Consider the following 25,507-nt stretch of genomic DNA (forward strand, 5'->3'; position numbering starts at 1 on the left):
GCAGCCGGGCGCGACGGGGGTACAGTCTGGGGGCTGACACGCCAGATGTCGGACCGTTTCGCGGGTTTGGTCCGACATCTGGAGTGTCGGCCCCCGATTTGTTTCTGTGTCAGCAGCCGGGGGTGGTGGGGTTCTCGGTGCAGGTGTGGGCGACGAGCGCGGTGTGGGCTTCGTAGATGCGGATCGTTTGCGGGGCGCCGGCGATGTCGAGTTGCCCGGTGAGGGGGAACCAGCCGACGCCGAGGTCGATCTCGGCGCCGTAGGCCGTGTCGACGCGGGCTTGGTAGGTGCCGCGTTCGGCGTAGGTGTGGCTGGTGTCGGTGGGGGTGAACTGGGCTTGGTCGAGGGCGTCCCAGCTTGCGCCGGGGGTGTCGGATGCCTGTGATTGTCCGTCGCCGTAGTGGAAGGTGTAGGTGATGGGGGTGAAGCGAACGCGGATGGGAAAGCCGAACAGTTCCCCGTCACGGGTGTGCTCGGCGGTGTCGGTGGTGAAGTTGGTGGGCAGGCCGGCGACCCCGAGGTTGTCGGGTTCGCCGGTGAGCGTGCCGGGATCGGGGGAGAAGGATGCCAGGTCGGTGATCGTGACTTCGGGGATCGACGGGGTGCTGTCTTCGGGGTCGTCCTCACCGCGCTCGACGTGCTCCCAGCAGCGGATCATCGAGTCCCAGTTGATCTTGCACTCTTCCGGCGTCGGCTGACGCGGCGGGACGTAGTCGATCTGGTGGACGGGGGAGCCATTGTTGGAGTTGCCACCAGTAGAGCCGTTGGATCCGCCCGTGTTCTGTTTGCCACCGACGTACGTTGTACCGTTCTCGTTCTTCGACCACTCGTCGTATAGCCCGCCGAGTTCCTCATCGTCGTACGCGGACGTGGTTGCCATGCCTCCTGTGTTGAACACCGCCAGAGCGGACAAGAGGAGCCCCGACCAAACTCGAACACTCAACATGTGAAGCCACTTGATGGGCGATGATTTGATGCGATCTGCAGCCTGTTCGACGTGTCGCCTGGAACAAACGTGACTTCGCGGCCTGAGCGAGGCGGCCTGTCGGCCGGGACCACGGACTGTCCCTCGGCGTTCAAGAGCTCGACCTCACTCACGTCAATGCAGAGGTTGGCTACGACGCGGGAGCCGTCGGTTTCGAGAGGCGAGAACGAATCAAAGGTGGTATCGCCTGTTCGCGAGAGTTGCTCAGCATGATAGAGCGACGTGGTCTCCCGTTCTGCTGTCAGTGCAGAGCCTGTGAGCAGTTCGAACACGGGCTCAAACGATGAACTGTCGTCAAGCCGCGAGTCATTCACTGCTTGCACGTACGCCCGATACGTCTCCTCCGCGGCCGCGAAGGCTTCTTCCTCGCTGGCGAAGAGCGGGGTCTCGGTCGGTGTCGGCTCGGGCTGGGGCGAGCAGCCTGCGAGCATCGCGAGCGTGATCCCGGCGCAGGTTAGTGCTGCTGCAGTTCGCAGGCGCAGTGGCGTCTTCGCGGGCGAGGTCATCATCGTCACCCGAACACGGTAGCCCGAACAGCACGACGCCCGCCGAAGTTATCCACAGCCGCGATCATGCGTGTTCCCGCAATCTCCGGAGCGCGCCCAGTATCGCGGCCTGGACGGACGCCCAATCGTGGATGAGCTGCGCATAGTCGAAGCGCAACGTCTCGTATCCCAGTCGGGATGCGGCAGCATCCCGCTGCAGATCCTTGTGCCGTTTGTCAGGCGCTTCGTGATTCTCCCTGCCATCGGCCTCAAGGATCAGCCGCCCTCCGATGACGAAGTCGACCTTGCCGACGCCGATGATCACGACCTGGCACTCCACTGAGATGCCGAGCATGTGCAGGCGAAGGCGCAGTAGCGATTCCAGACCGCTGTCGGCGTCGGGGCGCGCGATCGCCAGAATCCACCGCGCATGAGCTGGCAACGCCTCGCCTATACGCCCCCGCGCCGCACGCGACAGCTTGCCGCGCCGCCATGCCGATTCGAACGAGGCGAAGAACGACTCGGCCCCTTCGCAGTGGTACAGGTGCACCAACGCCGTCTCCACATCGACGGTGCCGAAAGCAGTTCGTCCGCGAAAGTAGTGGCTCGTGCACCGGCATCCGACATGCGCGTGAGCGCGACCTCGCCGACCCAGCCACACGTGCGGAGGACCATCTTGGGCTGTCATCACCCACACGCCGTGCTGGCGCAGCGCGTGGGCGCACGTCAGGGCGCCACCGTGCCGTGCGGCATCACGAACCGCGTCGCAGAGGCCCGTGGTGGCGAACACCCCAGGTCGTAGCCGTTCGAGGCGTCCGGACTGGACGGCTTTGCTGAGCTGACCTCTGCTGATGCCGTACTCCTGCAGGCGAACACCGCGTGCAAGGCCACCGAGTCGCGCGACGAGAACCTCTGGATCGAACATGCTTCCAGCATCCGACCGTGCGGCGACGCGAGAGATGCCCAACCCCGGCAACGGGGGATAACTCGCTGTTTGTATCCGTCTGGGGACAGATACAGAACGGGGGCCGACACACCACCTGTCGGACCGAACCGCATGTTCGGTCCGACATCTGGCGTGTCGGCCCCCGGAATCAGAAACGCGCAGGCGCTCCCAACAACAGGTGTCAGCCGGCGTGCGTCATGCTCAGCAGGTCGAGCTTCTGGTCGAGCACCTCTTCGGTGATCTCGCCGCGCTCGACGTAGCCGAGCTCGATGACGGCCTCGCGCACGGTGATGCCCTTGGCGACGGAGTGCTTCGCGATCTTCGCGGCGGCCTCGTAACCGATGACCTTGTTCAGCGGCGTGACGATCGACGGGCTCATGCCCGCGAAAGCGGCGGCGCGCTCGACGTTGGCCTGCAGGCCGTCGACGGTCTTGTCGGCCAGAACGCGCACGGCGTTCGAGAGCAGACGGATCGACTCCAGCAGCGAGGTGCCCATCACCGGGATCGCGACGTTCAGCTCGAACGAGCCGGAAGCACCGGCCCAGGCCACGGTCGCGTCGTTGCCGATCACGCGGGCGCAGACCATCAGCACGGCCTCGGGAACGACGGGGTTGACCTTGCCGGGCATGATCGAGGAGCCGGGCTGCAGGTCGGGGATGTGCAGCTCACCGAGACCGGTGTTGGGGCCGGAGCCCATCCAGCGCAGGTCGTTGTTGATCTTGGTCAGCGAGACGGCGATGGTGCGCAGAGCGCCCGAAGCCTCGACGAGACCGTCGCGGTTCGCCTGCGCCTCGAAGTGGTCCTTCGCCTCGGTGATCGGCAGCTCGGTGTCGGCTGCGAGCAGCTCGATGACCTTCTGCGGGAAGCCGAGCGGCGTGTTGATGCCGGTGCCGACCGCGGTGCCCCCGAGCGGAACCTCGGCGACGCGGGGGAGAGCCGACTGCACGCGCTCGATGCCGAGGCGCAGCTGACGGGCGTAGCCGCCGAACTCCTGGCCGAGGGTCACGGGCGTCGCGTCCATGAGGTGGGTGCGACCGGCCTTGACGACGTCCTTCCACAGCTCGGCCTTCGCTTCGAGGGCGACGGCGAGGTGATCGAGCGACGGGATCAGGGTGTCGATCAGCGCCTGCGTGACGGCGATGTGCACCGACGTCGGGAAGACGTCGTTCGACGACTGCGACGCGTTGACGTGGTCGTTCGGGTGCACGGTGGCACCCAGGATGCTGGTGGCCAGGTTCGCCAGCACCTCGTTCATGTTCATGTTCGACGACGTGCCAGAACCGGTCTGGTAGGTGTCGACGGGGAACTCGCCGTCGTGCTTTCCGGTGGCGACCTCGTCGGCTGCCTGTGCGATCGCGTCGGCGATGGCGCCGTCGAGCGTGCCGAGCTCCTTGTTGGCGAGAGCCGCGGCCTTCTTGATGCGGGCGAGTGCGGCGATCTGCGTCGACTCCAGGCCCGTGCCCGAGATCGGGAAGTTCTCGACGGCACGCTGGGTCTGTGCGCTGTAGAGCGCGTTGAGGGGCACACGCACCTCGCCCATGGTGTCGTGCTCGATGCGGTAGCCCTGCGAGCTGTCGCCGCTGTGCTGCTGCGTGCCGGTCATTCCGATTCCTCCTTGGACGCGGGGTCGTTCCCCTCGGTGTCGATGCCTACGGTTACTGCGGGTACTGCGGTGCCCTCGGCCAGCCGGTAGTTGGCGCCGACGATTCCGAGACGACCCTCGGCGACGGCGTTGCTGATCAGTTCGGACGAGTGCAGCAGGTCTGCGACGGTGTTGCGCAGGTGCTCGCGGCCGACGAGTTCGGCGTCGATGTCGGCGGGCGTGGTGCCGCCGGTCTCAGCGAGCACCTTGCGGGCCGCGGGCACGATCGGGGCGATGAGCTTCCAGATGCCCGCGGGGAGCGGGGCGGCGTCGATCGCCGTACCGTCGATGGCCGCGCGCACAGCGCCGCAGGAGTCATGCGCCAGCACGACGATCAGCGGCACACCCAGGATCCCCACGGCGTACTCCAGGCTGGCGACGATCGACTCGCCGATCACCTGGCCGGCGTTGCGTACGACGAACAGGTCGCCCAGACCCTTGTCGAAGATGATCTCGGCCGCGAGGCGCGAGTCCGAGCATCCGAACAGCGTCGCGATCGGAGCCTGTCCGTCGGCGAGCTCATGGCGCTTGTTGACGTCCTGGTGGGGGTGCGCAGGCTCACCGGCGACGAAGCGCCGGTTGCCGTCGCGCATCTCCTGCCAGGCCTGTGCGGGCGTGAGCTTCGTGGTCATTCGGCTTCCTCCAGTGCGTCCAGCTGCGTGCTGAGCGATTCGGCGAGCTCCGCGGTCGACTCCGCCGAGCGCGAGCCGTACAGCAGCACATAGTCGGGGCCGGCCTGGGTGCCGATCGCGTACGAGATGTTGGCGTCACCGCTCTCGCCGAGATTGAAGACGTCCCATTCGCGACCGTCGATGGTCGTGGTGTCGTCGGCAGCACGGCCCCCGAGCACCTGCGGTGCCCACGAGACATCGGCGCCGAACGCCTGTGCGACGCGGACGAAGCCGCGCTCGTCGTCGGCCGCGGGGGCGAGCGTGACGTTCCACACCGGCACGGCTCCGCCGCCGAGCTCGGCCGCGTTCACACGCCAGAACTCGTCGACGTCAGGAACGATCGCCGGGCGCTGCATGTTGGTCTCGACGTCGGCGGCGATGGCGGCGACATCGATCTCGGGCTTCGGCGTCGGCTCACCGCGGGGCACACCGAAGACAACGATCGCCACGACGCCGACGGTGACGATGAGGGCCGCGATCAGGTTGCGGAACGTTTGGCTGGAGCGGTAGACACGGCTTGCCTCTGCCTTGCGGTCAGCGGTCTCCTGCGGAGTCTCGGCGCGGTTGATGCCTGCGACGATCGGTCGCTCTTTGCTCATTCGTCGTCTCCGTCGGATGCTGACTCGCGGGCCGCGTCGAGGCGGCGCTTCGCGCCGACCAGCCACTCCTCGCAGCGGGCGGCGAGGGCCTCACCGCGCTCCCAGAGGGCGAGGGAGTGTTCGAGCGTGGGGGAACCCTGTTCGAGTTCGGCGACAACGCGCACGAGCTCGTCGCGCGCGGCCTCGAACGACAGCGATTCGACGGGGGAGTCGTTGGGCGCGGTCACACGTCTCATCCTATCCGTCTTCGCTGAGGGCGCCTTCGGAGCGGGCGCGCAGCGCACCGTGCTCGACCGTCACCGTCAATTCCGTTCCGGTGGGCGCATCGACAGCATCCGAGACGATGCGTCCGTCGGTCTGCTGCACGATCGCGTAGCCGCGGGCCAGCGTCGCCGCCGGCGACAGCGCCCGCAGGGACGCCCGCAACTCGGCGGTCGCCCGCTGCGCGGCATCCACTCCGCGTCCCACCGTGTCGCGGCCGCGCGACACGAGCAGCCAGACGTCTTGCGCGCGCTGTTCGACGATCGGGTCGGGCGAGCGCAGCACGGGGCGCGATCGCAGCTGTTCGAGCTGGGCGATATCGTGCGCGATCCGCTGCGTCAGGCGGGTCGTTGCGCGTGCGCGCAGCTGCGCGACGATCGCGCGCTGCTCGCCGACGTCGGGCACGACGCGCTTGGCGGCATCCGTCGGGGTCGACGCGCGCAGGTCGGCGACGTCGTCGAGCAGGGGATGGTCGTTCTCGTGACCGATCGCGCTGACCACGGGTGTGGATGCCGCCGCAACCGCGCGGATCAGACGTTCATCGCTGAAGCCCAGCAGAGTCTGCGGGTCGCCGCCACCGCGGGCGATGATGATCACATCGACCTCGGGGTCGGCATCCAGACGCTGCAGCGCCGCGAGCACTTCGGGCACGCTCCGATCACCCTGCACCGCGACGTGCTCGGTGCGGAACCGCACGTGCGGCCAGCGCAACTCGGCATTGCGATGCACGTCCTTCTCAGCATCCGACTTCTCGCCCGTGATCAGACCGATGCAATGCGGCAGGAACGGCAGCGGGCGCTTGCGACCTGCGTCGAACAGGCCCTCTTGGCGCAACTGGGCGCGCAGCTTCTCGAGGCGCTCGAGTTGATCACCGAGGCCGACGTGCTTCATCGCCGAGACGATGAAGCTGAAATCGCCACCCTTGACGAAGTAGTCGGCCTTCACAGCCGCGACGACATGGTCGCCGACCGCCAGGTCGCCCGGAATCCGGGCGCGTACGCTCGACCACACCCGGATCGAGATGTGCGCGTCGGAGCGCACGTCCTTGAGCCGCGCGAACACGTTGCCGCCGCGCTGATTCCACGAGGTGATCTCACCCTCGACCCACACCGTGTTCCACCGCGCGATGAAGTCGCGGATGGTGCCGTTGAGCCGCGCGACCGATGTCGGGGCGTCCGCGGTCGAATCGCGGGGCGCGACCGAGTCGGCGGGCGGCGGCTCGCCGGGCACGGTGGCGGCTTCGAAGACGGTCATGCGTCCATTGTTCCGGATGCCACCGACGGGCCGCGCATCCAGAGCTGCCGCTCCCGGCCCTCGGACAGGCACGCTCGGTAGACTGGCGGCGTGAGTACACCCGCCATCTCGCTTCCCATGCCGCAGATCCCCGGACGCCGACGCACGACCCCGCGCGAGCGCCTCGAGAACCGTCCTGTCGACGGTGAGAAGCGGGTGCTGCTGGCCGCTCCGCGCGGCTATTGCGCCGGTGTGGACCGCGCGGTCGTCGCCGTCGAGAAGGCCCTCGAGCGTTATGGTGCGCCGGTATACGTGCGCAAGCAGATCGTGCACAACATCCACGTCGTCACCGAGCTCGAGCAGAAGGGCGCGATCTTCGTCGAAGAGGTCGACGAGGTGCCCGAGGGAGCGCACATCGTCTTCAGCGCGCACGGTGTCTCACCGGCCGTCGTCGGGGCGGCATCCGATCGTGGCCTGCACGCGATCGACGCGACGTGCCCGCTGGTGACCAAGGTGCACCGTGAGGCCGTGCGCTTCGCGCGCGACGACTTCGAGATCCTGCTCATCGGTCACGATGGTCACGAAGAGGTCGAGGGAACCGCCGGTCACGCGCCGGAGCGGGTCACGATCGTCAACTCGCCTGAAGAGGCCGACACCGTCGAGGTGAAGGACCCGTCGAAGGTGGTCTGGCTGTCGCAGACCACGCTGTCGGTCGACGAGACGATGGAGACCGTCAATCGGCTGCGCACGCGTTTCCCCGAACTGCACAACCCGCCGTCGGATGACATCTGCTATGCCACGCAGAACCGTCAGGTGGCGATCAAGAAGGTCGCGAAGGACGCCGATCTGGTGATCGTGGTCGGTTCGGCGAACTCGTCCAACAGCGTGCGCCTGGTCGAGGTGGCGCTGGAGTACGGCGCCAAGGCCGCCTACCGAGTCGACTACGCCGATGAGGTCGACCAGGCGTGGCTCGACGGTGTCAATACCGTCGGGGTCACCAGCGGGGCCTCGGTGCCCGAGGTGCTTGTCGGCGAAGTGCTCGAGGCGCTCAGTGAGGCCGGCTACGTCGACGTCGAAGAGGTGCGCACGGCCGAGGAGGACCTCATGTTCTCGCTGCCCAAGGAGCTGCGTCAGGATCTCAACGGCAAGCGCGACGATCGCGCTCTCGGCGGCCGAGCGGCTCGCGCATGAGCACGGACCGGCCGCAGTACGGCGAGTACGCGACTCCCGAAGAGCAGCGCGCGCGGGCAGGGTTGCCACCGTTGGAGGCGGATGCTGCCGCATCCGCGCCGGTGATCGCGCCGCCCGCGGCGCAGGCTGCTTCTGCCGACGTCGCTCCGGCATCGCAGTCGGTGGACGCTCGGACGCCCGCAGGGCCGATGAACCGTCTGATCACGATCGCGCTGCTGGCGCTCGGCCTGGTCAACGTGCTCACGTCGATCCCCGGGTTCGTCGACCTGGCGACGACGCTCAACCTCTCGCTGCAGATGCTCGGCATCGACGGCGAGTTCTCGAACTTCGCGGCGGCGCGTACCTGGGGTGTGATCTCGGTGCTCGTGATGCTGGCGGGGTACCTCGCCACGGCCTGGTTCTCGTTCCGTCTGCTCAAGCGCGGGCGCATGGCATGGTGGGTTCCGCTGGTCGGTGCCGTGGCCACGATGCTCGTGGTTTCGTTCTGCGTCTCGGTGCCGATGATGGGCGATCCGGCGTTCACTCAGAGCCTGCTGACGCCACCCGCCGGATAGCGCCGGGCGAGGCGTCCTGAACCGGTAGCCTCGAGCCATGGCAGCTGAGCAGACCGCGTTCCAGATCACCTACGCATCGGTCGAGTCTCCCGACGGCGACGATCCGACGGTTGCGGCGGAGCGCATCCTGCGCGATGAGCGGGTGCTCGCCGCACGACGTGAGTTCGACGGCGACGAGACGGTGCTGCTGATCCCGGTCACCGAGCAGGACGACATCGTTGCTCTCGACGACAACGGGCGGCTGCGCTTCGACCTCTCGGCCCACCGGCTGATCGAGCTGTTCGAAGCCGCGGGCCTCATCCTGCACCTCGCGTACGGCGATGAGGAGGAGTTCGAAGAGGTCGATGCCGAGCTCGACGAGCAGTTCGGCGCGGCATTCGAAGAGCTCGACGACTCGGCGGTCTCACCCGATGACCTTGCCGGCTTTGGAATGCCGGACGACGACGATGATGACGATGATGACGACGACGACCTGTTCCAGCCGGAGCCGGTGCGGGTCGCGGAGTTCTCGCGCCGCGGCCCCTGGGCGGCGCGTGCCACCGCGCAGCTGCTGGGCACCGAGGTCGACTACCTCGAAGCGGGAACGTGGTCGATGTACGACTACCGCACCGGTCAGCCGCACGTCGCACTCACCAACGGACGCGCCGATCTGCCGGTGATCGAGGTCAACCGGCCCGAGTACGGCGAGGCGTGGGTCGAGGTGACCGCGCCGAACGGAGCGACCGCGATGGTGTGGCCGAACGCCGAGCAGCACACTCGCCCCGTGCTCGACATCGACGCGATCGAGGTGCCCGAGAGCGCCGAGGTGTACCGTCGCATGCTGACGGAGGCCGATGGCATCGGCGATGAGCTGATCGAACTCGGCATGGGAGCCGCGATCGACCTCGACGCCGCTCGTCGGGCGTGCCTGCCCGAGGTTCTCGGCGGTGTGGTCGGCGCAGATGAGCGGCTACGTGCCTTCGTCGCGGCCTTCGACGTGCCCGTCGCACTGATCGAGGCCGGCCTGGGCGAGCAGACGACGGGGCGGCGGTTCGTCGCTCGGGGGTGGGGACGCACGCTGGTGGACTTCTTCGTCGCGGGCATGGGCGAGACGACGGCGCTGACACGCCGCGATCGACCGGTCGCCCGTTTCTCGCGGTTCGTGCGCAAGCGCCCGCTGGTCGGCATCTCGATCGCCGTCGCCGAGCTCACCGCCGGTGTGGCTGTCACGCGGACGCGGTCGCGTATCGGTCGCGGAATGGGCATCCTCCTGATCATCGACGCGATCGCAGACCTCGCCATCTGGGTCGTGCGGCTGCGCCGCCGCCGCTGATCGCACCCCGCTGACGCTCTGTCCGCAGATAGCATCGTGCCCGCCCGGTGATTCCGGGCGGGCACGATACGTGGAGCGCGCGGCCGCGCCTACAGTACTGCGGCGAGGAAGTCCTTCGTGCGCTGCTCCTGCGGGTCGGTGAAGATCTTCTCGGGCGATCCTTCTTCGACGATGCGTCCGCCGTCGAACATCATCACGCGGTTCGATACATCGCGGGCGAACTGCATTTCGTGGGTGACGATCAGCATTGTCACGTCGGTGTTGCGGGCGACGTCGCGCAGGATGTTCAGCACTTCACCGACCACCTCGGGGTCGAGGGCGCTGGTGACCTCGTCGAGCAAGAGGATCTCGGGTTCCATTGCCAGCGCGCGAGCGATCGCGACACGCTGCTGCTGTCCGCCGGAGAGCTGGGTCGGGTGGGCATCCGCCTTATCGGGCAGGCCGACCATCTCGAGCAGCTCATGTGCTCGTGCCACAGCCTTGGTCTTCGGCGTCTTCAGCACGTGCACCGGTGCTTCGATGATGTTCTCGAGCACGGTCATGTTCGGGAACAGGTTGAACTGCTGGAAGACCATGCCGATGCGTTTGCGCATCTCGTTGCGATGCTTCTCTTTGAGTTCGACGCGCTTGCCGTCGCGCTCGACATGCGTGAGCGGCTTGCCATCGATGAGGATGTAGCCCGCGTTCGCCTCTTCGAGAGTCATCACCAGGCGCAGAATCGTCGTCTTGCCCGAGCCGCTGGGACCGATGAGCGTGACGCGGTCACCCTTGCGCACGGTGAAGTCGAGGTCGTGCAGCACGATGTGGTCACCGAAGCGCTTCTCGACCTTGTCGAATCGGATGGCGGGCACCTCGCCGTTGTCCAGCGTGATCGCGCCGGTGTGAGTATCAGTTCGAGTAGGCAAGACGCTTCTCCAATCGTCCGACGAGCAGCGATGTCGGGTAGCTGGCGACGAGGAACAGGATCCCCGCCATGATGATGGCTTCGATGAACCGGAAGTTCTGGCCGCCGTAGAGCTGGGCGGCGCGCACCATGTCGGTCACGGTGATGACCGCGAGGAAGGGGGTTTCCTTGAACATCGAGATGACGTAATTGCCGAGCGCGGGGAGCGTCGAGCGCAGCGCCTGCGGCACCACCACGGCCGTCCAGGTGCGGCGACGCGACATCGACAGCGCGGTGGCGGCCTCCCACTGGCCACGAGGTACCGCGTCGATTCCGGCGCGGTACACCTCGGCCATGTACGCGGCGTAGTGGATGCCGAAGATGATCACACCGAGAGTGAGCGGGGGCACGGTGACGAACACGTAGTACGCGAACAGCAGCTGCACCACCAGTGGGGTCATGCGGATGAAGTTCATCACGAACGTCAACGCCCCGGCGACCGGACGGGGTGCGCTCTTGCGCGCCAGCGCGATGGCCAAGCCGAGTGCCGCGGCGATGATGCTGCCGAGCACGGTCACCAGCAGCGTGACGGTGAGGAACGCCCACAACATGTCGGGCAGGGCAGCCAGGGCGTGGTCCCAGTCCCAGATGACTCGTTCGTTCATGGCGTGTTCCCCTCTGCATCGACGGTGGGAGCGGCAACGGCCTCACGCAGCCGCGTGCCCTGGCCCAAGCGGTGCTTAGCGCGCACCTCGATCGCGTTCATGGCGAGGGTGAGCAGGTAGGCGATCACGAAGTAGACGACGAGTCCCAGGGAGTAGGCGAAGAACACGTCCGTGTCGATACGCAGCTTGTTCAGCTCGGCAGTGAAGTCGACGATCGTGATCAAATAGACCACGGCCGTGCCCTTCAGCAGCTGGATCAGCAGGTTGGTGAGCGAGGGGATCGTCAGCGCCCACGCCTGGGGAAAGATCACCCGCCACATGCGCTGCGTGCGCGACAGGCTGAGCGCGGTCGTGGCCTCCCACTGTCCGCGCGGCACCGCGTTGATCGATCCGCGCACGACCTCGGCACCGTAGGCACCGTAGTTCAGCCCGAGCCCGAGGATGCCGACGACGATCGACGGAAGCGCGAGGTTGAACGGGGGCAACGGGAGGACGAAGAAGAAGAAGAACAACTGCACCAGCAGCGAGGTGCCGCGGAACACCTCGATCACCGTGCGCGCGAAGCCGCGGATGAGGATGTTGTCGAAGCGGGCGAGAAGTCCGAGTGAAATGGCTATGGCGAACGCCAGCAGGGCGCCGCCCACCGTGAGCTGAAGGGTGATCAACAACCCATCGAGCAGGTAGGGCAGCGCCCGCTGGAGCGCCTCGAGATTATCGGTCACGTGAGGTGCGGGGCGGTCAGTCGAGCTCGCCGGCGCACAGCTGCGCGGTGGTCAGGTCTGCCGGCGGCAGGTTCTCGGCCGTGAACCCGAACGGCTCGACCAGGTCGAGGTAGGCCTGCTCGTCGCTGGTGATCTTCGCGAGCTCCTCGTTGTAGGCCGCGAGCAGATCATTGTCGTCCTGGCGGAACACGGTTGAGCCCGCGCCGACCTGCGCGACACCGTCGAGCTCTTGCACGAAGGCGCCGGTGGTCTCGAGGTCGGCGTTGTCCTGGGTCATCCAGTTCAGCGACACGGCGGTCAGTGCGAAAGCGTCCGTGCGGCCGGACTGCACCGCCTCGAGGCCGGCGGTAGCGCTGTCGACCTTGATCACATCACTGATGCCCAGGTCGTCGGCGTAGCCCTCTTCGATCGCACCGGACTGCACGGCGAGCGTGACGTCACCGCTGTCGGCGACCGAGCCGAGATCGCTGAGCGACTCGGGGTTGCCGGCCGGCACGGCCAGGGTGGTGGTGTACATGATCTCGGGATCGCTGAACGCGGCCTGCTCGCAGCGGTCGGGCAGGATCGACATTCCCGCGCTGATGACATCCCAGCGGCCGGCATTGAGACCCGGGATCAGCGAGTTCCACTCGACTTCTTCGACCTTGATGTCGTCGATGCCGAGGTTGCTGAAGATCTGCTTGTGCAGCGCGATCGTCGCCCCGGTGGGCTCGCCGCCCTCGACCCACGAGTAGGGGCGCTCTGATGCGACGGCCAGCGTGATGCTACCGGACTCCTGCGCCTTCTCGAGCGTGGTCTGGGCGTCTCCGCCGCCATCGCCGCCGGCAGAGCCGTTGTCGCCGGATGCGCAACCGGCGAGGGCGAGTGTGAGTACACCCAGGGTGGCGAGTGCGGTTCGGGTCGTGCGCTTGCTCATCATGCTCCTCTGTGTGGCTGTCTGTCGCGCCGGAGTGGGCGGCGACCGCGGAACACGATACGGGAAACTGTCGATCAACGTACAATCAGACGTGCAGATTGTCGACAATCCGACATGGAGATCGTTGCGGAGTCTGCGAGGAAAACACCGTTGAACGCGCGAGAATGAGAGACCGCGCGCACCGCGTTCTGTGGATGAGGAGACCCATATGCCCCGAGACCTGCCCCGCTCCGTCGGCCGGGCCGCAGTGCCGCGCGTGTCGCGGCTGTCGACCGTTGACCTCATCGCGATCGAGTTGCGCAAGGCGATCTTCTCGGGCGCGCTCGCGGTCGGCGCCTCACTGGGTGAGGTCGAGATCGCCGCGCAGCTGGGGGTGAGCCGCAGCCCGTTGCGTGAGGCCGCACAGCGCCTGGTGCAGGAGGGCATCCTCGTCGCGATTCCGGGGCGCGGGATGAGCGTCGCGGTGATCGAGGGTGATCAGATCGCCGACGTGTATGAGATGCGTCTGGCGATCGAGGCGCAGGCCGCGCGGCGCGTCGCGCGCGCCGGCAACGCGGGGGCACTGCAACGCATCCGTAGGGCCTTCGACGACCTCGTCGCGGTCAGTGACGGAGAGGATGCCCGCGCGATCGGCGACGCCGATCTGGAGTTCCACCAGGTGCTCGTCGATGCGGCGGGCAGCGAGCGGATGACCCGCGCGATGGCCGCATTGGTGATGCAGACCCGCATCATGAGCTTCAGCGTCGCCGACGGTTACTCCGTGCGCCGCTCGGTGTCACCGACGTACACGGTACTGCTCGACGCGCTCGCCGCGGGCGACGCCGACGCCGCGGCCGCGGCTCTCGAGAAGCAGTTCTCGGATGCTGTCTCTCGCCTGCGCGGAGACGCAGACGTCGACACCGTCGAGGTCGACCTCGACGAGCAGCCGCAGGTGTTCCAGCCGATCGACGGAGCGATGCGCGACTGACTTCTGACGACGAAGCGCCGCCGGGGACCCGACGGCGCTTCGCTGTAGTGGGATGTGTCAGCTCTTGGACTGGCCGTACGAGCCGAGCTGCTTGGTCGACTCGACCACGCGAGCCGCCATGGCGGTCTCGGCGATCTTGCCCCAGGCGCGCGGGTCGTACTGCTTCTTGTTGCCGACCTCGCCATCGACCTTGAGCACGCCGTCGTAGTTCTTGAACATGTAGTCGGCGATCGCACGCGTGTACGCGTACTGGGTGTCGGTGTCGATGTTCATCTTGATCACGCCGTTGGCGACCGCGAGAGCGATCTCTTCGTCGGTCGAGCCGGACCCGCCGTGGAAGACCAGGTCAAGCGGCTTGGCGCCGGTGTTGTACTTCGCGGCGACCTCGGCCTGGATCTCGCCCAGCAGCTCGGGGCGCAGCTTGACGCCACCCGGCTTGTACACGCCGTGCACGTTGCCGAAGGTGAGCGCGGCGATGTAGCGACCCTGTTCGCCGAGACCCAGTGCCTGGATGGCCTGGTCGACGTCGGCGAACGTCGTGTAGAGCGCGTCGTTGGAGCCCTCGTGGGCGACGCCGTCCTCTTCGCCGCCGACGACGCCGATCTCGACCTCGAGGATGGCGTTGATCGCCTTCATACGGGGGAGGAGCTCCTTGGCGATGGCGATGTTCTCGTCGAGCGGCACAGCCGAGCCGTCCCACATGTGCGACTGGAAAATCGGGTTGCGTCCCGCCTTGACCTCTTCTTCGGATGCTGCGATGAGCGGCTCGACGAAGCCGGCCAGTGCATCCTTCGGGCAGTGGTCGGTGTGCAGCGCCACGGTGACGGGGTAGTTCTTGGCGACCTCGGTCGCGTAGCGCGCGAAGGCGAGTGCACCGGTCGAGCGGGCCTTGACGGTGTGGCCGGCGAAGTAGTCGGCGCCGCCGGTCGTGACCTGGATGATGCCGTCCGAGCCGGCCTCGGTCAGACCCTGAAGAACAGAGTTGATCGTCTGCGAGCTGGAGACGTTGAAGGCGGGGTATGCGAACCCGCCCGCCTTCGCTCGGTCGAGCATCTCTGCGTACTGTTCCGGAGTGGCGATGGGCATGAAATCTCCTGCTTCTGAAGGGCGGGGGTCAGCCTCAACTGTAGCCGCGCGCACGAGAGATCTTTCCGCTGTTGCGCGCGCTCGGGTCACATTCCTGCTGCCGCGTTAAGAACCGTGAATCCTTCATGCGGAATTCGTGAAAAGTCGCCGGTTTCGTCGCATCCGCTGGCTATGCTGACCGCATGGTGAGCCTTACAGCCGATCTCAGCCCTCTTCGCCCCGACCGCAACCTCGCTCTTGAGCTCGTCCGGGCGACCGAGGCGGCGGCGATCCGGGCCGTTCCGTTCATCGGCCGCGGCGACAAAGAGGCCGCCGACGGCGCCGCCGTCGACGCCATGCGCGCCTTCCTGGGCACCGTCGACTTCCAGGGCCGCGTCGTGATCGGCGAGGGTGAGAAGGACGACGCCCCGATGCTGTTCAACGGCGAGGAAGTCGGCAGGGGGCGTGGGCCGCAGTGCGACATCGCCGTCGATCCGATCGATGGCACCTCGCTCACCGCAGCCGGGCGCCAGAACGCCCTCTCGGTGCTCGCTGTCTCTGACCGCGGCTCGATGCTCGATGCCTCCAGCGTGTTCTACATGGACAAGCTCGTCACCGGACCCGCCGGAGTGGGCGTGGTCGACATCCGCCTGCCCATCGGCGAGAACATCCGCCGGCTGGCGAAGGCGCTCGACAAGCCCGTCGACGAGATGGTCGTCTCGGTGCTGAACCGTCCTCGCCACGAGAAGCTCATCAACGAGATCCGCGAGGCGGGCGCCGGTACCCGCCTGATGAGCGACGGCGACGTCGCCGGGGGCATCAACGCCGCCCGGCATGACGCACGAACCGACATGTGCGTCGGCATCGGCGGCAGCCCCGAAGGCATCGTCACCGCGTGCGCCATCAAGGCGCTGGGCGGTCACATCCAGGGCGTGCTCTGGCCACGCGACGACGAGGAGCGCCAGCGCGGCCTCGACGCGGGGCTCGACGTCGACAAGGTCTACGAGGCCGACGATCTCGTGCAGGGCAACAACACGATCTTCGTCGCCACGGGAGTTACCGACGGGCAGCTCGTGCGCGGTGTGCGCCGTGAGGGCAACTACCTCTACACCGAGAGCGTCGTGCTGCGCAGCGCATCCGGAACGCTGCGTCGCATCGTCTCGGACCACCTCGTCTCGAAGTGGCTCTGACGGGCAGATCCCCCGATTCCCAGGGCATCCTGGCACAATGGGTACGACCGATGCCCGCAGTGCACCGGCGAAGCCAGAACAGGAGAGCTCGGGATGTCGACGAACGAGCAGTCTGAGCAGCCGAGTCGCGTGCAGCAGATCACGACCAAGACGGGACGCATCCTGCGCGTGACCGACGAGCAGATCGCGGCGGCGCTCGCCCAGCAGACGGTCGCCGCCACGCAGCCGAAGGTCGACCCCGCCCGCCGGGCTGACGTTCTCTTCCGCGTGCGCCGTGACGAGGGGCACGAGCTGAGCTCCTGGTGGATGATCGGTGCGTTCGTCGTGACCTCTGGTGTCGTGATCGCACTGTTGTCGTGGGTGCCCGGCGGCGCGTGATCTACGCGTTCTCGGCAGAAGCTACGCCCTAGTACGAGTAGAGTACCGCGCGCATACCGGTCAGTCCGAACTGGTCGGCGACCTGTTTTGCCGTGTGCGCTCCGGCGTCCTGATCGGCTCCGGCGTCGAGCAGCATCCGCAGCAGTGATTCGTTGCGGCGGAAGACCGCGCACGCGACGGCGGTCTGCCCGTTCGCGTTGACGGCGTCGAGGTTGGCGCCGCGGGCGACCAGATCGGCAACCGTCTCGGCCTGCTCGGCGTACGTCGCAACGATCAAGAGCGTGTCCTGCTTGGCGTTGCGCACGTCGATGGGCACACCGGCGTCGATCATCTCGCCCAGTGGGCCGGTTCGCCCTTGGCGGGCCAGGTCGAAGGTGCCGTCGATGACCTCTGGGCTCAGTCCGCTCGTCATCGCACCATTCTCGCCGATGGCGGCGGATCAGGCGACTGCGCGTTGGGCGGGCTGCGGTGCGGGGGTGAGTTTCACGCCGAGAGCCGAGCCGAGGGCATCCACGTCGTGCACTGCGGCACGGCGGGCGGCGTCGATGACGATCTGCGCGCACGCACGCGCGTCGGCGAGTGCGTCGTGGTGGTCGAAGTCGCCGAATCCGGCGGCGGCCGCCGCGACCGGCAGGCGGTACGAGTCGAGATCGTAGGTCTTGCGTGCAACGGCGAGCGAGCACAGCGAGCGGTACGGGGGAGCGTCGAAGCCCGCGACTTCCGAAGAACGTCGCAGCACCTTCACGTCGAACCCGGCGTTGTGTGCCACGAGCACGTCGTCACCGGCGAAACCGCACAGGCGGTCGAGTTGCTGGGCCCACGTGTCGGCGCCTGCGACGTCGTGCGGGTGGATGCCGTGGATCTTGATGTTCCACTCATTGAACTCGTCATGTCCGACGGCGGGGCGGATCAGCCAGCCGGTCTGGGCGACGACCGCTCCGCCGCGCACACGCACCAGACCCACGGAGCAGGCCGAGGCAGGGCTGGAGTTCGCGGTCTCGAAGTCGATCGCAGTGAAATCCAGGGGCACGCAACAAGTCTCGGTGCGGAGTCTGTCGCATCCGATCAGGCGCGCCGCCGCGGCGGGCGATCCGGTCGTGACGGCGGCATGCGGGCATCCGGTGTGCGGAGGGCATCCGCTGTTCGAGAACAGGCGCTTCGACGAGAACAGGACCGTTCTGACGAAATCGTCCTGTTCTGGTGAACCGTCCTGTTCTCGGAAGGCGGCTTCCTGCTCGGCCGCGGTATGGACGGCAACGGCCCCCGGTAGACTTGGCTCCCGTGGCTCTTACTATCGGAATCGTCGGTCTGCCCAACGTCGGCAAGTCCACCCTCTTCAACGCGCTGACCAAGAACGACGTGCTCGCGGCGAACTACCCGTTCGCGACGATCGAGCCGAACGTCGGTGTGGTCAACCTGCCCGACCCGCGTCTGCAGACGCTGGCCGGCATCTTCGGTAGCGAGCGCATCCTGCCGGCGACGGTGTCGTTCGTCGACATCGCCGGCATCGTGCGCGGAGCGAGCGAGGGAGAAGGACTGGGCAACCAGTTCCTGGCGAACATCCGCGAGGCCGACGCCATCGCGCAGGTCGTACGCGGCTTCGTCGACGACGACGTGGTGCACGTCGACGGTGCGGTGAACCCGCAGAACGACCTGGAGACCATCAACGCCGAGCTGATGCTCGCCGACCTGCAGACGATCGAGAAGGCGCTGCCTCGTTTCGAGAAGGAGGTCAAGCGCAAGACGATCGACGGCTCGGTGCTCGACGCGGCGCTCGCGGCGAAGGACGCCCTTGAGCGCGGTCAGCTGCTGTCGACCTCGGGCATTGACCTGACTCCCGTGCGCGAGCTGGGCCTGCTCACCGCCAAGCCGTACATCTACGTCTTCAACGTCGATGAGTCGGTGCTGACCGACGACGCGAAGAAGGGTGAGCTCGAAGCTCTCGTCGCGCCAGCCAAGGCCGTCTTCCTCGACGCGAAGATCGAGTCGGAGCTCATCGACCTCGATCCCGAGGATGCTGCCGAGCTGCTCGAAGCCACCGGGCAGACCGAGTCGGGTCTCGACCAGCTCGCACGCATCGGCTTCGCGACCCTGGGGCTGCAGACCTACCTGACGGCCGGGCCGAAGGAGTCGCGCGCCTGGACGATCCCTCAGGGTGCCAAGGCGCCGCAGGCCGCCGGCGTGATCCACACCGACTTCGAGAAGGGCTTCATCAAGGCCGAGGTCATCTCGTTCGACGACCTCGTCGAGACCGGCTCTGTCGCCGAGGCCCGAGCCAAGGGCAAGGCCCGTCTTGAGGGCAAGGACTACGTCATGCAGGACGGCGACGTGGTGGAGTTCCGCTTCAACGTGTGACGTGCCCCGGTCGTTGAGCGAGCGGAGCGAGCGGTGTACTGAGCGAGCGAAGCGAGTCGAAGTGACGAAACGCAGCTTGTAGGCTCCCTCGCATGGATGGTGTTCCCCCAGCTCGGCGAGCGATTCGCCTGTTCCCTGACTACGGTCGCGATTGGCCGCTCGGGGAGAACTCGACGCCCACCTGGGATGTCGGCTACACCACCACACCGGACATGTATTGGTTGTCGGAGGATCTGACGCGTGACATGGCTGAATGGAACGCCCATTGGGACGCGAACTTCGATCCCTTCGGCGGTTGGAAGGACGATGCGGTGCGCGAGAGGTGGCGACAGGATGGCGCAGCCATCGCGAAGCGTCTGCAGGCGGAGGTCGCTGACTTCGCCGATGTGTCATACGAGCCGTGGCCGCTGCTGGGCGGCGATGAATAGCCGTACATCCGTGGCTTCATGACGGAGGCTGAGCCGACGGCGTCTCTCCACCTGCACGGTCGGTTCTAGCAGGTCGGGGACATCGGTAGCATCGTGCCATGCGCTCCTCCGACTCCATCTCTCGCCCACCGGCCACGCGCAATCGCCCCGTAGTCGCCTTGCGCGCTTTCGAGATCGGTGACCGTGAGTTCTTCGCCTCGTTGGCGACGGATGAGCGCGTCATGAAGTTCGTGGGAGATGGATCTCCCTGGTCTGCCGAGCAAATCGATTCGCGAATCGACCTCGCGCTTCGTGGGCTCCCACCTTCAGAGCCGGGCGCTGTGCGCTGGCATGTTGCCGAGACGGAGGGCGAGCGGGCGGGTCTCTTCGTTGCGTCGCGACGCGAGGACACCGTTGAGATTGGGTACTGGCTCGCGCCTGCGAGGTGGGGGCAAGGCCTTGCCGGTGTCATGTTAGACGCCGGTCTCTTGGTCGTGCGTGAGCTCTTTGGTGCTCTTGATGTGGAGGCGCACATTGACCCGGCAAACGTGGCGTCGGTTGCGATGGTCGAGCGGCGCTCATTTCGCTTTGTGGGTCGTGCTGACGGCATCGGGCGCTACGTGCGCGCTCCTGGCGCATACGCAGAGTGAACCTACCCCCGCCCGGCGAACGTCAGCTCGTGCGTCTCGCGCGTCGGAATCTGCACGTGGTCATCGCCGAACGGCATGTAGTCGACGGAGTGCAGGTAGCCGTCGACGACCCAGAGCTCGATGAACCCGAGCGTCTCGCCGTGCGCTGAGACCTCGACCATGGCGAACGGGCCGCCGTCGTGGTCGATCGGCGCGAGGCCGGCCCTGCCTGCGAAGGTCAGCAGAAAGCACTCGCACTCGGCGTGTGGGTACCCGCCCCACTGCGCCTGCATCAGCTGCTCGCGGGCGATTGCTGATTGCGCATCCGTGCCCGAGCACAGCAGCTCCATGAGCTGGCGCTCCGTGCGGGTCAGGTGGGTACCGACGGGGCGCTGCTGTGCTGGCATCCGATCAGCGTAGTGCGTTCGCGACGTGCCGACGCAGCGCATCCGCGGCGAAGCGTGCCGCGGCTTCCGAACCGAACGCGGCATGGAAGTCGGGGTGCGTCTCGTACTGATCCGCGAGGTCGAGGATCATCTCGGCCGACCTCGCGGCATCGCCCTCGTGCGTGGGCGTTCCGGGGATCTCCGACAGCCAGTCCACGTGCGAGACCGCGTGCGCCTGCGCGGCGGGGGAGTCGGTGGCGAGCCCCGCTTCGTGAAGCTCACGCCACCTGGCCAGCAGCGCCTCGCTGCGTGCCTTCCACTCGCGTTGCTGACGGAGTGACTTCTCATGCCACCACTGGTTCGACGCCTCGAACGCATCGCGTCCCCACCGCTCGACGACCTCATGCTCGTAGCGGTCGTTGAACCCCTCGAGCATCACATCCATGCGCGGCTCGCGGCCCTCTCGGCGCATGTGCACGGTGTGCTCGACCGCGCGAATGCGCCGGTCGAGACTCTCCCGCTCCCGCGAGAGCTGCGCGAGGTGCGACTCGAGCGCGGCGACTTCTGCCTCGGGCCCAGCGGATGCTGCCAGCGTGGCCGCGATGTCGGCCAGGGGCATCCCGGTCTCCCTCAGCATCAGGATGCGCTGCAGGCGCGCGACCGCATGCGGCCCGTAGTAGCGGTATCCGTTCGAGCCGACGCGGTCCGGGGTGAGCAGATCGATCTGGTGGTAGTGGCGCAACGTGCGACCACTGATGCCGGCGCGCTGCGCCAACTCGTTCACCGTCCACTCCACCGGCCGCCTCCTGCCTTGCGCTGTGCTCGTCAGTCTCGCAGAGCGTGCGGCAGACCGAGACGCCGCATGGCGACATCGATGATCTCGGCGGCGGGTGTGAAGATGCTCGCGGCGGCCGTCGTTCCGGCCGCGTCGAGGTACGCCCGCACCAGGCGTACGCCCGCTGCATAGCCGGCCCCTGTGGGCAGGCCGACCGGTTCCGCGCCGAAGAGCCGTGCGGTGGCATCCCCGTGCACCCACGAGGCGAAGTTCTGCATTCCGGTCACGTTGAGGCCCGACGCGACCTTCGCCAGCACGTCATCATCGCCGCGCACGCGATCGCTGACGAAATGGGTGAATCCGCGCTCGCCGTAGAGCTCGGCGGCGAACAGATCCGCGAGCCCCTCCGAGATCACCTGCTCGCCCACCGTCACGGTCAGCGGGTCCCAGATCACTCCGCCGGGCGAGTAGCGCACGTTGTGGTGCAGCTCGTGGATGACGATGGCCTCCAGGCGGTCCATCACCTCCGGCGTCGGCCAGAGGGTGAGAGTGATGTAGCCGCTGATGCCGCCGAAGGCCGAGAGGCCCTGCACCTCGTTCATGAAGTGCTCATGTGTGTGGTCACCCAGCACGAGCAGCACCGTCAGGTCGGGCACCTCGTGAGCGGGGTTCGCTGTTTTCAGCGCCGCCGCGCCGGTATCGAGTGCGGTGCGGATGCGATTCCAGGCATCCGCTTCGACGAGTCGAGCGAGCCCGTCCTGCGCGGCCTCGGTGGGGGAGTCCCAATCAAAACCGAAGCCTTGCCGGTGGACGGTGGCGAGGTCGACGCCGCCGGGGACGAAATGGTACATACCCGCCATCGGCGCCCACATCTCGCGTACGAGGTCGGCTCGAAGGTCGAATGCTGCAGTCAGCGCCGGGCGCATCATCGGCGCACTGTCGATCACGGTGATGGTCATGCCACCGACGCTAAAGGTTGCCGTTGCGGCAAGGTCAACACAACCACTCGGCCTGCCATCCCGGAGAACGGCAGGCCGAGCAGTAGTGCAGCCGGGGTGTTACTGCATCGTGTTCACGATCAGGCCGATGTGGGTGTAGAAGTTCATCGCACCGAAGAGCAGGAACGCGGCGCCGGAGACGGCCCAGACTCCGCCCATCCACTTCGCGATCTTGGTCAGCGGCTTGGTAGCGGTGAACGAGTTCAGCGCGAACGGGAAGAGCACGGCGCCGACGCCGACGAGGGCGAACAGGCCCGACATGAAGATCGCCTCAACGATCGGCCACTCCGCGAACATGCCAGAGATGGGCTCATCCGCGGGGGCGGCGAACAGCTGGAAGTACACACCCGCTGCGGCAATGCCGAACAGGGCGAGACCGAGACCGAAGATGAAGATGCCGAGGGGCTTGGCAACAGCTGCGACCTCAGCGGGGCGGTCTTCGGCGGCGACGATCTGGTCGCCGCGCTTCCACAGGTACAGCGCCGCGGCGAGCAGCAGCACACCGAGGCCCAGGCTGGTCTCACCGAAGACGATGTTGTCGAAGGGGAAGTACTTCGCGAACGGCCAGGTCAACGTCATGTGAGCGCCGGTGAGGGTGAGGATTCCACCGAGCACGCCGGCGCTGAGCGCCCAGCCTTCGGCCTTGAACTGCTTGTCGCGGTGCAGCGTCCGCCCGAGCAGCACGAGCAGCAGCAGGCCGGCACCTGCGGCGAGCGACATGATGGTGTTGTAGGTGGGCATCTGCGTCCAGTCGATGACTAGACCTGTTTCGCTTCCACCGAGGAATTCGTCCATTGTTCCTGTCTTTCTTTCTTTGCTCGCGCGCGGGTATGGGGGCGCAACCAACGTCGACGCGCGTCGTGCGCGAGCCTGCAACGGTCGTCGGCGTTGGCCGTGAGTCGGGTTATTGAACCGTCGCAATCCGCCGGGTGCGGTCGAGTACTGACCGGCCCTGCGCGGTGGGGGTGAAAGAGCGGCACATCATGCGCGGCTCATGAGGGAGCATGCTCTTAACCCTATGCTCTTCCAATGTCTGCTGGGGTCGGTCGCTCAGGCTGAGCGCATCCCGCGCCGACTACCCTTGATGCATGCGTCGAATCGCCCGGGTCCCCGTCCTTGCTGTCGGAGTGCTCGCGATCGGCGCACTCACCGGGTGCTCGTCGATCGCGCAGCTCACCGGCGAAGCCCTGGGCGTCGATGTCGAGCAGGTCTGCCAGTCGGTCGATGACATGTACGCACAGTACGAGGGAATACTCGCGCAGGGCGATGCGACTGCGGAAGACCTTGCGGCAGCGCGCGACGGTCTCGTCATCACGCTCGAAGGTGTCGCTGATGACATCGGCGGCCAGATCGGCGACGTCATCCGAACCAACGCCGACCGCCTCGCCGATGTGGCCGACCCGAACGCACCAGAGGCGATTCGGGCGATCGAGCAGGTGAAGTCCTCGCTCGAGCCGCTCTGCGGCTGACCATGGCCTGAGCACCGCTCCGCCGCTACGCTGGCCCGCATGGGCATCACGCTGGAGAACGTCGGAATCACCGTGCGCGACATCGAGGCCACGATCGCCTTCTTCACCGACTTGGGTCTGCACGTCGTCGGTCGAGACACCGTCAGCGGGGAGTGGTCTGAGGTCGTCACCGGTCTGGACGGCAACCACGCACGGATCGCGATGCTGCAGACGCCGGACGGGCAGGGGCAGCTCGAACTCATCGAGTACATCCACCCGGAAGCGATCGAGAACATGCCGACGAATCCGAACGACATCGGCATGCACCGCGTCGCGTTCTCGGTCGATGACCTCGACGAGGCACTGAAGATCGCTGCGCGCCACGGATGCCACCCGCTTCGCGGCGTCGCCAACTACCAAGACATGTACCGGCTCACCTACCTGCGTGGTCCCTCGGGCATCCTCGTGATGCTCGCGCAGGTGCTCTCACCTGCCTGACCGGGCATACAGATTCTGCCGAACTTGTCGGCGAGTGCTGTCGTTGCATACGGTGATGGGGGCGCTGCACGCGTCGAGATCCGGTTCCACAGAAAGAGCACCACTGTGACACAGAAGACCACCTTCGAGCCCGACGGCCGCGCCGTGCCGTTCATCGACGAGGGTGAGGGGCCCGTCACCCTGGTGCTGGTCACCAACCGTGAGCTCGAAGCCGACGGTCTCGGCGTGATCTCGCACTACCTCGCCGAAGAGGCCGGCTTCCGCGTCGTGCGCGTGGGGTCCCGTGCCCAGGCAGAAGGCGTGACCGTGCAGGAGCGTGCGGCGGATGCCCTCGCCGTGCTCGACCACCTCGGCATCGACGACACGTGGATCGGCGGTCATGGACACGGCAGCACGATCGCCCGTGTCTTCGCAGCCGACCACACCGACCGGGTCAACGGCCTGCTCATGCTCGGCGTCGAGGATGAGCCGATCGCGCTGGCATCCGGCATCCCCGTGCTCATCATCCAGGCCGAGCAGGACGACGTCACCCCGGCCGCCAATGCCGAGGCGCTGCGCGCCACGGCCCCCGAGCGGGCGAGCGTCACGACGATTCCCGGCGCCGACCACTACTTCCCGGCGACCCACCCCATCGAGACGGCGGTCGTCATCGAAGAGTACCTCGACTGGGACTGACCTGCTGAGAGCTCAGCTCCCGCGCGGTTCGTCGCGGAGTCGGGGCTCGACCCGGTGCTCCGGGCGCAGCCCCGACTTGTCGGCGTAGAACGCGCGGATGCGGTCCATGTCGCCCGCGACATCTCCGGTGAGATCGATCGTCGGGCCCAGTCCGGTGGTCATCGTCGTGCGGTCGACGTAGCCCAGGGTCACGGGCATCCCGGTCTCGCGGGCGATCCGGTAGAAACCCGACTTCCAGTGGGTGTGCCCGCTGCGCGTACCGTCGGGAGTGACCACCAGGCCGAACACCTCGCCGGCGTGCGCCTGCGCGACCACCTCGCCGACGATGCGGCTCGGGTCGTCGCGGTCGACGGCGATGCCGCCGAGCGCCCGCATCACAGGGCCGCGCCAGCCGCGGAACAGGCTCTTCTTTCCCAGCCAGCGCACGTCGATACCCAACCGCCAGGCGATGGCGAGCATGAGCACGAAGTCCCAGTTCGAGGTGTGCGGGGCGCCGATCAGCACCGTGGGACGAGCGGGCGCGGGCTGCGTGCTCAACGTCCAGCGCGAGAACGTCCAGTACACCCGCGCGATGAGGCCTCGAAGCATCCTTCCAGGTTAAGTGACGCCGCATGCATGCAAAGGCATGCACCGCGTGTGCGTGGAGGGGAGACGACGAGAGCCGCCGCCCC

Annotated in this window: 32 protein-coding genes; 12 read left to right on the top strand and 20 right to left on the bottom strand. The window is 67.0% G+C overall.

Going from position 1 to position 25,507, the window contains the following annotated elements; all coding sequences use genetic code 11:
• Positions 1-109: 109 nt before the first annotated feature.
• The 8 genes from PTQ19_RS04460 to xseA form a co-directional block, all read right to left on the bottom strand.
• Positions 110-880, bottom strand: a complete 771-nt coding sequence (locus PTQ19_RS04460) for a hypothetical protein (protein ID WP_274368610.1) — start codon at positions 878-880, stop codon at positions 110-112.
• A gap of 59 nt (positions 881-939) precedes the next feature.
• A complete protein-coding gene (locus PTQ19_RS04465) occupies positions 940-1,494 on the bottom strand; it encodes a hypothetical protein (protein ID WP_274369029.1) in 555 nt (184 codons plus the stop codon).
• A 61-nt stretch (positions 1,495-1,555) separates the two neighbouring features.
• Positions 1,556-2,395 carry a DUF559 domain-containing protein gene (locus PTQ19_RS04470; protein ID WP_274368611.1) on the bottom strand — a complete coding sequence of 280 codons (840 nt, stop codon included), beginning with the start codon at positions 2,393-2,395 and terminating at the stop codon, positions 1,556-1,558.
• Positions 2,396-2,597: 202 nt separating this feature from the next.
• A complete protein-coding gene (locus tag PTQ19_RS04475; RefSeq protein WP_206550223.1) occupies positions 2,598-4,019 on the bottom strand; it encodes a class II fumarate hydratase in 1,422 nt (473 codons plus the stop codon).
• Entirely contained in the window at positions 4,016-4,690 is a 675-nt protein-coding gene (locus PTQ19_RS04480) for a carbonic anhydrase (RefSeq protein ID WP_179411410.1), read from the bottom strand. Before PTQ19_RS04480 ends, PTQ19_RS04475 begins: the two co-directional genes overlap by 4 nt.
• A complete protein-coding gene (locus PTQ19_RS04485; RefSeq protein ID WP_179411409.1) occupies positions 4,687-5,328 on the bottom strand; it encodes a DUF4245 family protein in 642 nt (213 codons plus the stop codon). The genes PTQ19_RS04480 and PTQ19_RS04485 overlap by 4 nt, the downstream gene beginning before the upstream one ends.
• Complete coding sequence (locus PTQ19_RS04490) at positions 5,325-5,564, bottom strand: exodeoxyribonuclease VII small subunit (RefSeq protein ID WP_179411408.1); 240 nt, start codon at positions 5,562-5,564, stop codon at positions 5,325-5,327. Before PTQ19_RS04490 ends, PTQ19_RS04485 begins: the two co-directional genes overlap by 4 nt.
• A gap of 1 nt (position 5,565) precedes the next feature.
• Positions 5,566-6,843, bottom strand: coding sequence for an exodeoxyribonuclease VII large subunit (xseA, locus tag PTQ19_RS04495; RefSeq protein WP_274368612.1), 1,278 nt, complete (start codon positions 6,841-6,843; stop codon positions 5,566-5,568).
• Positions 6,844-6,960: 117 nt separating this feature from the next.
• Between xseA and PTQ19_RS04500 the strand changes: the two genes are divergently transcribed.
• The 3 genes from PTQ19_RS04500 to PTQ19_RS04510 are packed head-to-tail and all read left to right on the top strand — an operon-like array spanning position 6,961 to position 9,879.
• Complete coding sequence (locus PTQ19_RS04500) at positions 6,961-8,013, top strand: 4-hydroxy-3-methylbut-2-enyl diphosphate reductase (RefSeq protein WP_206821692.1); 1,053 nt, start codon at positions 6,961-6,963, stop codon at positions 8,011-8,013.
• Positions 8,010-8,567: a DUF6264 family protein gene (locus PTQ19_RS04505; protein ID WP_274368613.1), complete on the top strand. Its 558-nt coding sequence runs from the start codon at positions 8,010-8,012 to the stop codon at positions 8,565-8,567. The genes PTQ19_RS04500 and PTQ19_RS04505 overlap by 4 nt, the downstream gene beginning before the upstream one ends.
• Before the next feature lie 37 nt (positions 8,568-8,604).
• Positions 8,605-9,879 (top strand): hypothetical protein, encoded by a 1,275-nt coding sequence (locus PTQ19_RS04510; RefSeq protein ID WP_274368614.1) that lies wholly within the window; start codon positions 8,605-8,607, stop codon positions 9,877-9,879.
• A gap of 89 nt (positions 9,880-9,968) precedes the next feature.
• Here PTQ19_RS04510 and ehuA read toward each other — a convergent pair whose 3' ends face one another.
• From ehuA to PTQ19_RS04530, 4 genes are read right to left on the bottom strand one after another with little or no spacing between them, the layout of a single operon-like run.
• Positions 9,969-10,784 carry an ectoine/hydroxyectoine ABC transporter ATP-binding protein EhuA gene (ehuA, locus tag PTQ19_RS04515; protein WP_410339802.1) on the bottom strand — a complete coding sequence of 272 codons (816 nt, stop codon included), beginning with the start codon at positions 10,782-10,784 and terminating at the stop codon, positions 9,969-9,971.
• Positions 10,768-11,427, bottom strand: coding sequence for an ectoine/hydroxyectoine ABC transporter permease subunit EhuD (gene ehuD / locus PTQ19_RS04520; protein WP_179411404.1), 660 nt, complete (start codon positions 11,425-11,427; stop codon positions 10,768-10,770). The genes ehuA and ehuD overlap by 17 nt, the downstream gene beginning before the upstream one ends.
• On the bottom strand, positions 11,424-12,149 hold the full coding sequence (locus tag PTQ19_RS04525; RefSeq protein WP_274368615.1) for an amino acid ABC transporter permease: 726 nt from the start codon (positions 12,147-12,149) through the stop codon (positions 11,424-11,426). Before PTQ19_RS04525 ends, ehuD begins: the two co-directional genes overlap by 4 nt.
• A 16-nt stretch (positions 12,150-12,165) precedes the next feature.
• On the bottom strand, positions 12,166-13,065 hold the full coding sequence (locus PTQ19_RS04530; RefSeq protein WP_274368616.1) for a transporter substrate-binding domain-containing protein: 900 nt from the start codon (positions 13,063-13,065) through the stop codon (positions 12,166-12,168).
• Positions 13,066-13,273: 208 nt separating this feature from the next.
• Here PTQ19_RS04530 and PTQ19_RS04535 point away from each other — a divergent pair, with 208 nt between their 5' ends.
• Complete coding sequence (locus PTQ19_RS04535) at positions 13,274-14,032, top strand: GntR family transcriptional regulator (RefSeq protein WP_274368617.1); 759 nt, start codon at positions 13,274-13,276, stop codon at positions 14,030-14,032.
• Positions 14,033-14,089: 57 nt separating this feature from the next.
• Here PTQ19_RS04535 and fbaA read toward each other — a convergent pair whose 3' ends face one another.
• Complete coding sequence (fbaA, locus tag PTQ19_RS04540) at positions 14,090-15,118, bottom strand: class II fructose-bisphosphate aldolase (protein WP_179411400.1); 1,029 nt, start codon at positions 15,116-15,118, stop codon at positions 14,090-14,092.
• A gap of 182 nt (positions 15,119-15,300) precedes the next feature.
• Here fbaA and glpX point away from each other — a divergent pair, with 182 nt between their 5' ends.
• Positions 15,301-16,287 carry a class II fructose-bisphosphatase gene (gene glpX, locus PTQ19_RS04545; RefSeq protein ID WP_274368618.1) on the top strand — a complete coding sequence of 329 codons (987 nt, stop codon included), beginning with the start codon at positions 15,301-15,303 and terminating at the stop codon, positions 16,285-16,287.
• Positions 16,288-16,380: 93 nt separating this feature from the next.
• The gene (locus PTQ19_RS04550; RefSeq protein WP_179411398.1) at positions 16,381-16,665 is read left to right on the top strand and encodes a hypothetical protein; all 285 of its coding nucleotides are present in this window, start codon (positions 16,381-16,383) and stop codon (positions 16,663-16,665) included.
• Positions 16,666-16,693: 28 nt separating this feature from the next.
• Here the strand turns inward: PTQ19_RS04550 and PTQ19_RS04555 are convergent, their stop codons facing one another.
• Both PTQ19_RS04555 and PTQ19_RS04560 read right to left on the bottom strand, forming a co-directional pair.
• Positions 16,694-17,077, bottom strand: a complete 384-nt coding sequence (locus tag PTQ19_RS04555; protein ID WP_274368619.1) for an ankyrin repeat domain-containing protein — start codon at positions 17,075-17,077, stop codon at positions 16,694-16,696.
• A gap of 27 nt (positions 17,078-17,104) precedes the next feature.
• Positions 17,105-17,695 carry a 3'-5' exonuclease gene (locus PTQ19_RS04560; protein WP_179411396.1) on the bottom strand — a complete coding sequence of 197 codons (591 nt, stop codon included), beginning with the start codon at positions 17,693-17,695 and terminating at the stop codon, positions 17,105-17,107.
• A 251-nt stretch (positions 17,696-17,946) separates the two neighbouring features.
• Between PTQ19_RS04560 and ychF the strand changes: the two genes are divergently transcribed.
• From ychF to PTQ19_RS04575, 3 genes are all read left to right on the top strand, one after another.
• Positions 17,947-19,020: a redox-regulated ATPase YchF gene (gene ychF, locus PTQ19_RS04565; RefSeq protein WP_274368620.1), complete on the top strand. Its 1,074-nt coding sequence runs from the start codon at positions 17,947-17,949 to the stop codon at positions 19,018-19,020.
• A gap of 92 nt (positions 19,021-19,112) precedes the next feature.
• A complete protein-coding gene (locus tag PTQ19_RS04570) occupies positions 19,113-19,448 on the top strand; it encodes a hypothetical protein (RefSeq protein WP_274368621.1) in 336 nt (111 codons plus the stop codon).
• Positions 19,449-19,546: 98 nt separating this feature from the next.
• A complete protein-coding gene (locus tag PTQ19_RS04575; protein ID WP_274368622.1) occupies positions 19,547-20,077 on the top strand; it encodes a GNAT family N-acetyltransferase in 531 nt (176 codons plus the stop codon).
• A gap of 2 nt (positions 20,078-20,079) precedes the next feature.
• On the opposite strand, the gene PTQ19_RS04580 is transcribed toward PTQ19_RS04575, so the two are convergent.
• From PTQ19_RS04580 to PTQ19_RS04595, 4 genes are all read right to left on the bottom strand, one after another.
• The gene (locus PTQ19_RS04580) at positions 20,080-20,463 is read right to left on the bottom strand and encodes a hypothetical protein (RefSeq protein WP_274368623.1); all 384 of its coding nucleotides are present in this window, start codon (positions 20,461-20,463) and stop codon (positions 20,080-20,082) included.
• Positions 20,464-20,467: 4 nt separating this feature from the next.
• Positions 20,468-21,226, bottom strand: coding sequence for a MerR family transcriptional regulator (locus PTQ19_RS04585; RefSeq protein ID WP_274368624.1), 759 nt, complete (start codon positions 21,224-21,226; stop codon positions 20,468-20,470).
• Positions 21,227-21,267: 41 nt separating this feature from the next.
• Positions 21,268-22,176: a DUF2268 domain-containing protein gene (locus PTQ19_RS04590; RefSeq protein WP_274368625.1), complete on the bottom strand. Its 909-nt coding sequence runs from the start codon at positions 22,174-22,176 to the stop codon at positions 21,268-21,270.
• 99 nt (positions 22,177-22,275) lie between these two features.
• Positions 22,276-22,956, bottom strand: a complete 681-nt coding sequence (locus PTQ19_RS04595; RefSeq protein ID WP_206821690.1) for a DUF981 family protein — start codon at positions 22,954-22,956, stop codon at positions 22,276-22,278.
• A 347-nt stretch (positions 22,957-23,303) separates the two neighbouring features.
• On the opposite strand from PTQ19_RS04595, the gene PTQ19_RS04600 reads away from it, so the two are divergent.
• From PTQ19_RS04600 to PTQ19_RS04610, 3 genes are all read left to right on the top strand, one after another.
• Positions 23,304-23,684 carry a hypothetical protein gene (locus tag PTQ19_RS04600; protein ID WP_274368626.1) on the top strand — a complete coding sequence of 127 codons (381 nt, stop codon included), beginning with the start codon at positions 23,304-23,306 and terminating at the stop codon, positions 23,682-23,684.
• A gap of 39 nt (positions 23,685-23,723) precedes the next feature.
• Entirely contained in the window at positions 23,724-24,161 is a 438-nt protein-coding gene (locus PTQ19_RS04605) for a VOC family protein (protein ID WP_274368627.1), read from the top strand.
• Between the two features lie 105 nt (positions 24,162-24,266).
• On the top strand, positions 24,267-24,836 hold the full coding sequence (locus PTQ19_RS04610) for an alpha/beta fold hydrolase (protein ID WP_274368628.1): 570 nt from the start codon (positions 24,267-24,269) through the stop codon (positions 24,834-24,836).
• Positions 24,837-24,848: 12 nt separating this feature from the next.
• Here the strand turns inward: PTQ19_RS04610 and PTQ19_RS04615 are convergent, their stop codons facing one another.
• Positions 24,849-25,424: a 1-acyl-sn-glycerol-3-phosphate acyltransferase gene (locus PTQ19_RS04615; protein ID WP_274368629.1), complete on the bottom strand. Its 576-nt coding sequence runs from the start codon at positions 25,422-25,424 to the stop codon at positions 24,849-24,851.
• Between the last annotated feature and the right edge of the window lie 83 nt (positions 25,425-25,507).

It is taken from the genome of Microbacterium esteraromaticum, assembly GCF_028747645.1.
GTDB classification, from domain to species: domain Bacteria; phylum Actinomycetota; class Actinomycetes; order Actinomycetales; family Microbacteriaceae; genus Microbacterium; species Microbacterium esteraromaticum_C.

Coding starts and splice junctions, on each gene's coding strand:
- PTQ19_RS04530 (WP_274368616.1), bottom strand. CDS start 13,065: ATGAGCAAGCGCACGACCCGAACCGCACTCGCCACCCTGGGTGTACTC.
- PTQ19_RS04580 (WP_274368623.1), bottom strand. CDS start 20,463: ATGCCAGCACAGCAGCGCCCCGTCGGTACCCACCTGACCCGCACGGAG.
- PTQ19_RS04600 (WP_274368626.1), top strand. CDS start 23,304: ATGCGTCGAATCGCCCGGGTCCCCGTCCTTGCTGTCGGAGTGCTCGCG.
- PTQ19_RS04485 (WP_179411409.1), bottom strand. CDS start 5,328: ATGAGCAAAGAGCGACCGATCGTCGCAGGCATCAACCGCGCCGAGACT.
- xseA (WP_274368612.1), bottom strand. CDS start 6,843: ATGACCGTCTTCGAAGCCGCCACCGTGCCCGGCGAGCCGCCGCCCGCC.
- glpX (WP_274368618.1), top strand. CDS start 15,301: ATGGTGAGCCTTACAGCCGATCTCAGCCCTCTTCGCCCCGACCGCAAC.
- PTQ19_RS04550 (WP_179411398.1), top strand. CDS start 16,381: ATGTCGACGAACGAGCAGTCTGAGCAGCCGAGTCGCGTGCAGCAGATC.
- fbaA (WP_179411400.1), bottom strand. CDS start 15,118: ATGCCCATCGCCACTCCGGAACAGTACGCAGAGATGCTCGACCGAGCG.
- PTQ19_RS04605 (WP_274368627.1), top strand. CDS start 23,724: ATGGGCATCACGCTGGAGAACGTCGGAATCACCGTGCGCGACATCGAG.
- PTQ19_RS04490 (WP_179411408.1), bottom strand. CDS start 5,564: ATGAGACGTGTGACCGCGCCCAACGACTCCCCCGTCGAATCGCTGTCG.
- PTQ19_RS04555 (WP_274368619.1), bottom strand. CDS start 17,077: ATGACGAGCGGACTGAGCCCAGAGGTCATCGACGGCACCTTCGACCTG.
- PTQ19_RS04500 (WP_206821692.1), top strand. CDS start 6,961: ATGCCGCAGATCCCCGGACGCCGACGCACGACCCCGCGCGAGCGCCTC.
- PTQ19_RS04575 (WP_274368622.1), top strand. CDS start 19,547: ATGCGCTCCTCCGACTCCATCTCTCGCCCACCGGCCACGCGCAATCGC.
- PTQ19_RS04590 (WP_274368625.1), bottom strand. CDS start 22,176: ATGACCATCACCGTGATCGACAGTGCGCCGATGATGCGCCCGGCGCTG.
- ehuD (WP_179411404.1), bottom strand. CDS start 11,427: ATGAACGAACGAGTCATCTGGGACTGGGACCACGCCCTGGCTGCCCTG.
- PTQ19_RS04475 (WP_206550223.1), bottom strand. CDS start 4,019: ATGACCGGCACGCAGCAGCACAGCGGCGACAGCTCGCAGGGCTACCGC.
- PTQ19_RS04535 (WP_274368617.1), top strand. CDS start 13,274: ATGCCCCGAGACCTGCCCCGCTCCGTCGGCCGGGCCGCAGTGCCGCGC.
- PTQ19_RS04470 (WP_274368611.1), bottom strand. CDS start 2,395: ATGTTCGATCCAGAGGTTCTCGTCGCGCGACTCGGTGGCCTTGCACGC.
- PTQ19_RS04480 (WP_179411410.1), bottom strand. CDS start 4,690: ATGACCACGAAGCTCACGCCCGCACAGGCCTGGCAGGAGATGCGCGAC.
- PTQ19_RS04570 (WP_274368621.1), top strand. CDS start 19,113: ATGGATGGTGTTCCCCCAGCTCGGCGAGCGATTCGCCTGTTCCCTGAC.
- PTQ19_RS04505 (WP_274368613.1), top strand. CDS start 8,010: ATGAGCACGGACCGGCCGCAGTACGGCGAGTACGCGACTCCCGAAGAG.
- PTQ19_RS04595 (WP_206821690.1), bottom strand. CDS start 22,956: ATGCCCACCTACAACACCATCATGTCGCTCGCCGCAGGTGCCGGCCTG.
- PTQ19_RS04510 (WP_274368614.1), top strand. CDS start 8,605: ATGGCAGCTGAGCAGACCGCGTTCCAGATCACCTACGCATCGGTCGAG.
- PTQ19_RS04465 (WP_274369029.1), bottom strand. CDS start 1,494: ATGATGACCTCGCCCGCGAAGACGCCACTGCGCCTGCGAACTGCAGCA.
- PTQ19_RS04460 (WP_274368610.1), bottom strand. CDS start 880: ATGGCAACCACGTCCGCGTACGACGATGAGGAACTCGGCGGGCTATAC.
- PTQ19_RS04615 (WP_274368629.1), bottom strand. CDS start 25,424: ATGCTTCGAGGCCTCATCGCGCGGGTGTACTGGACGTTCTCGCGCTGG.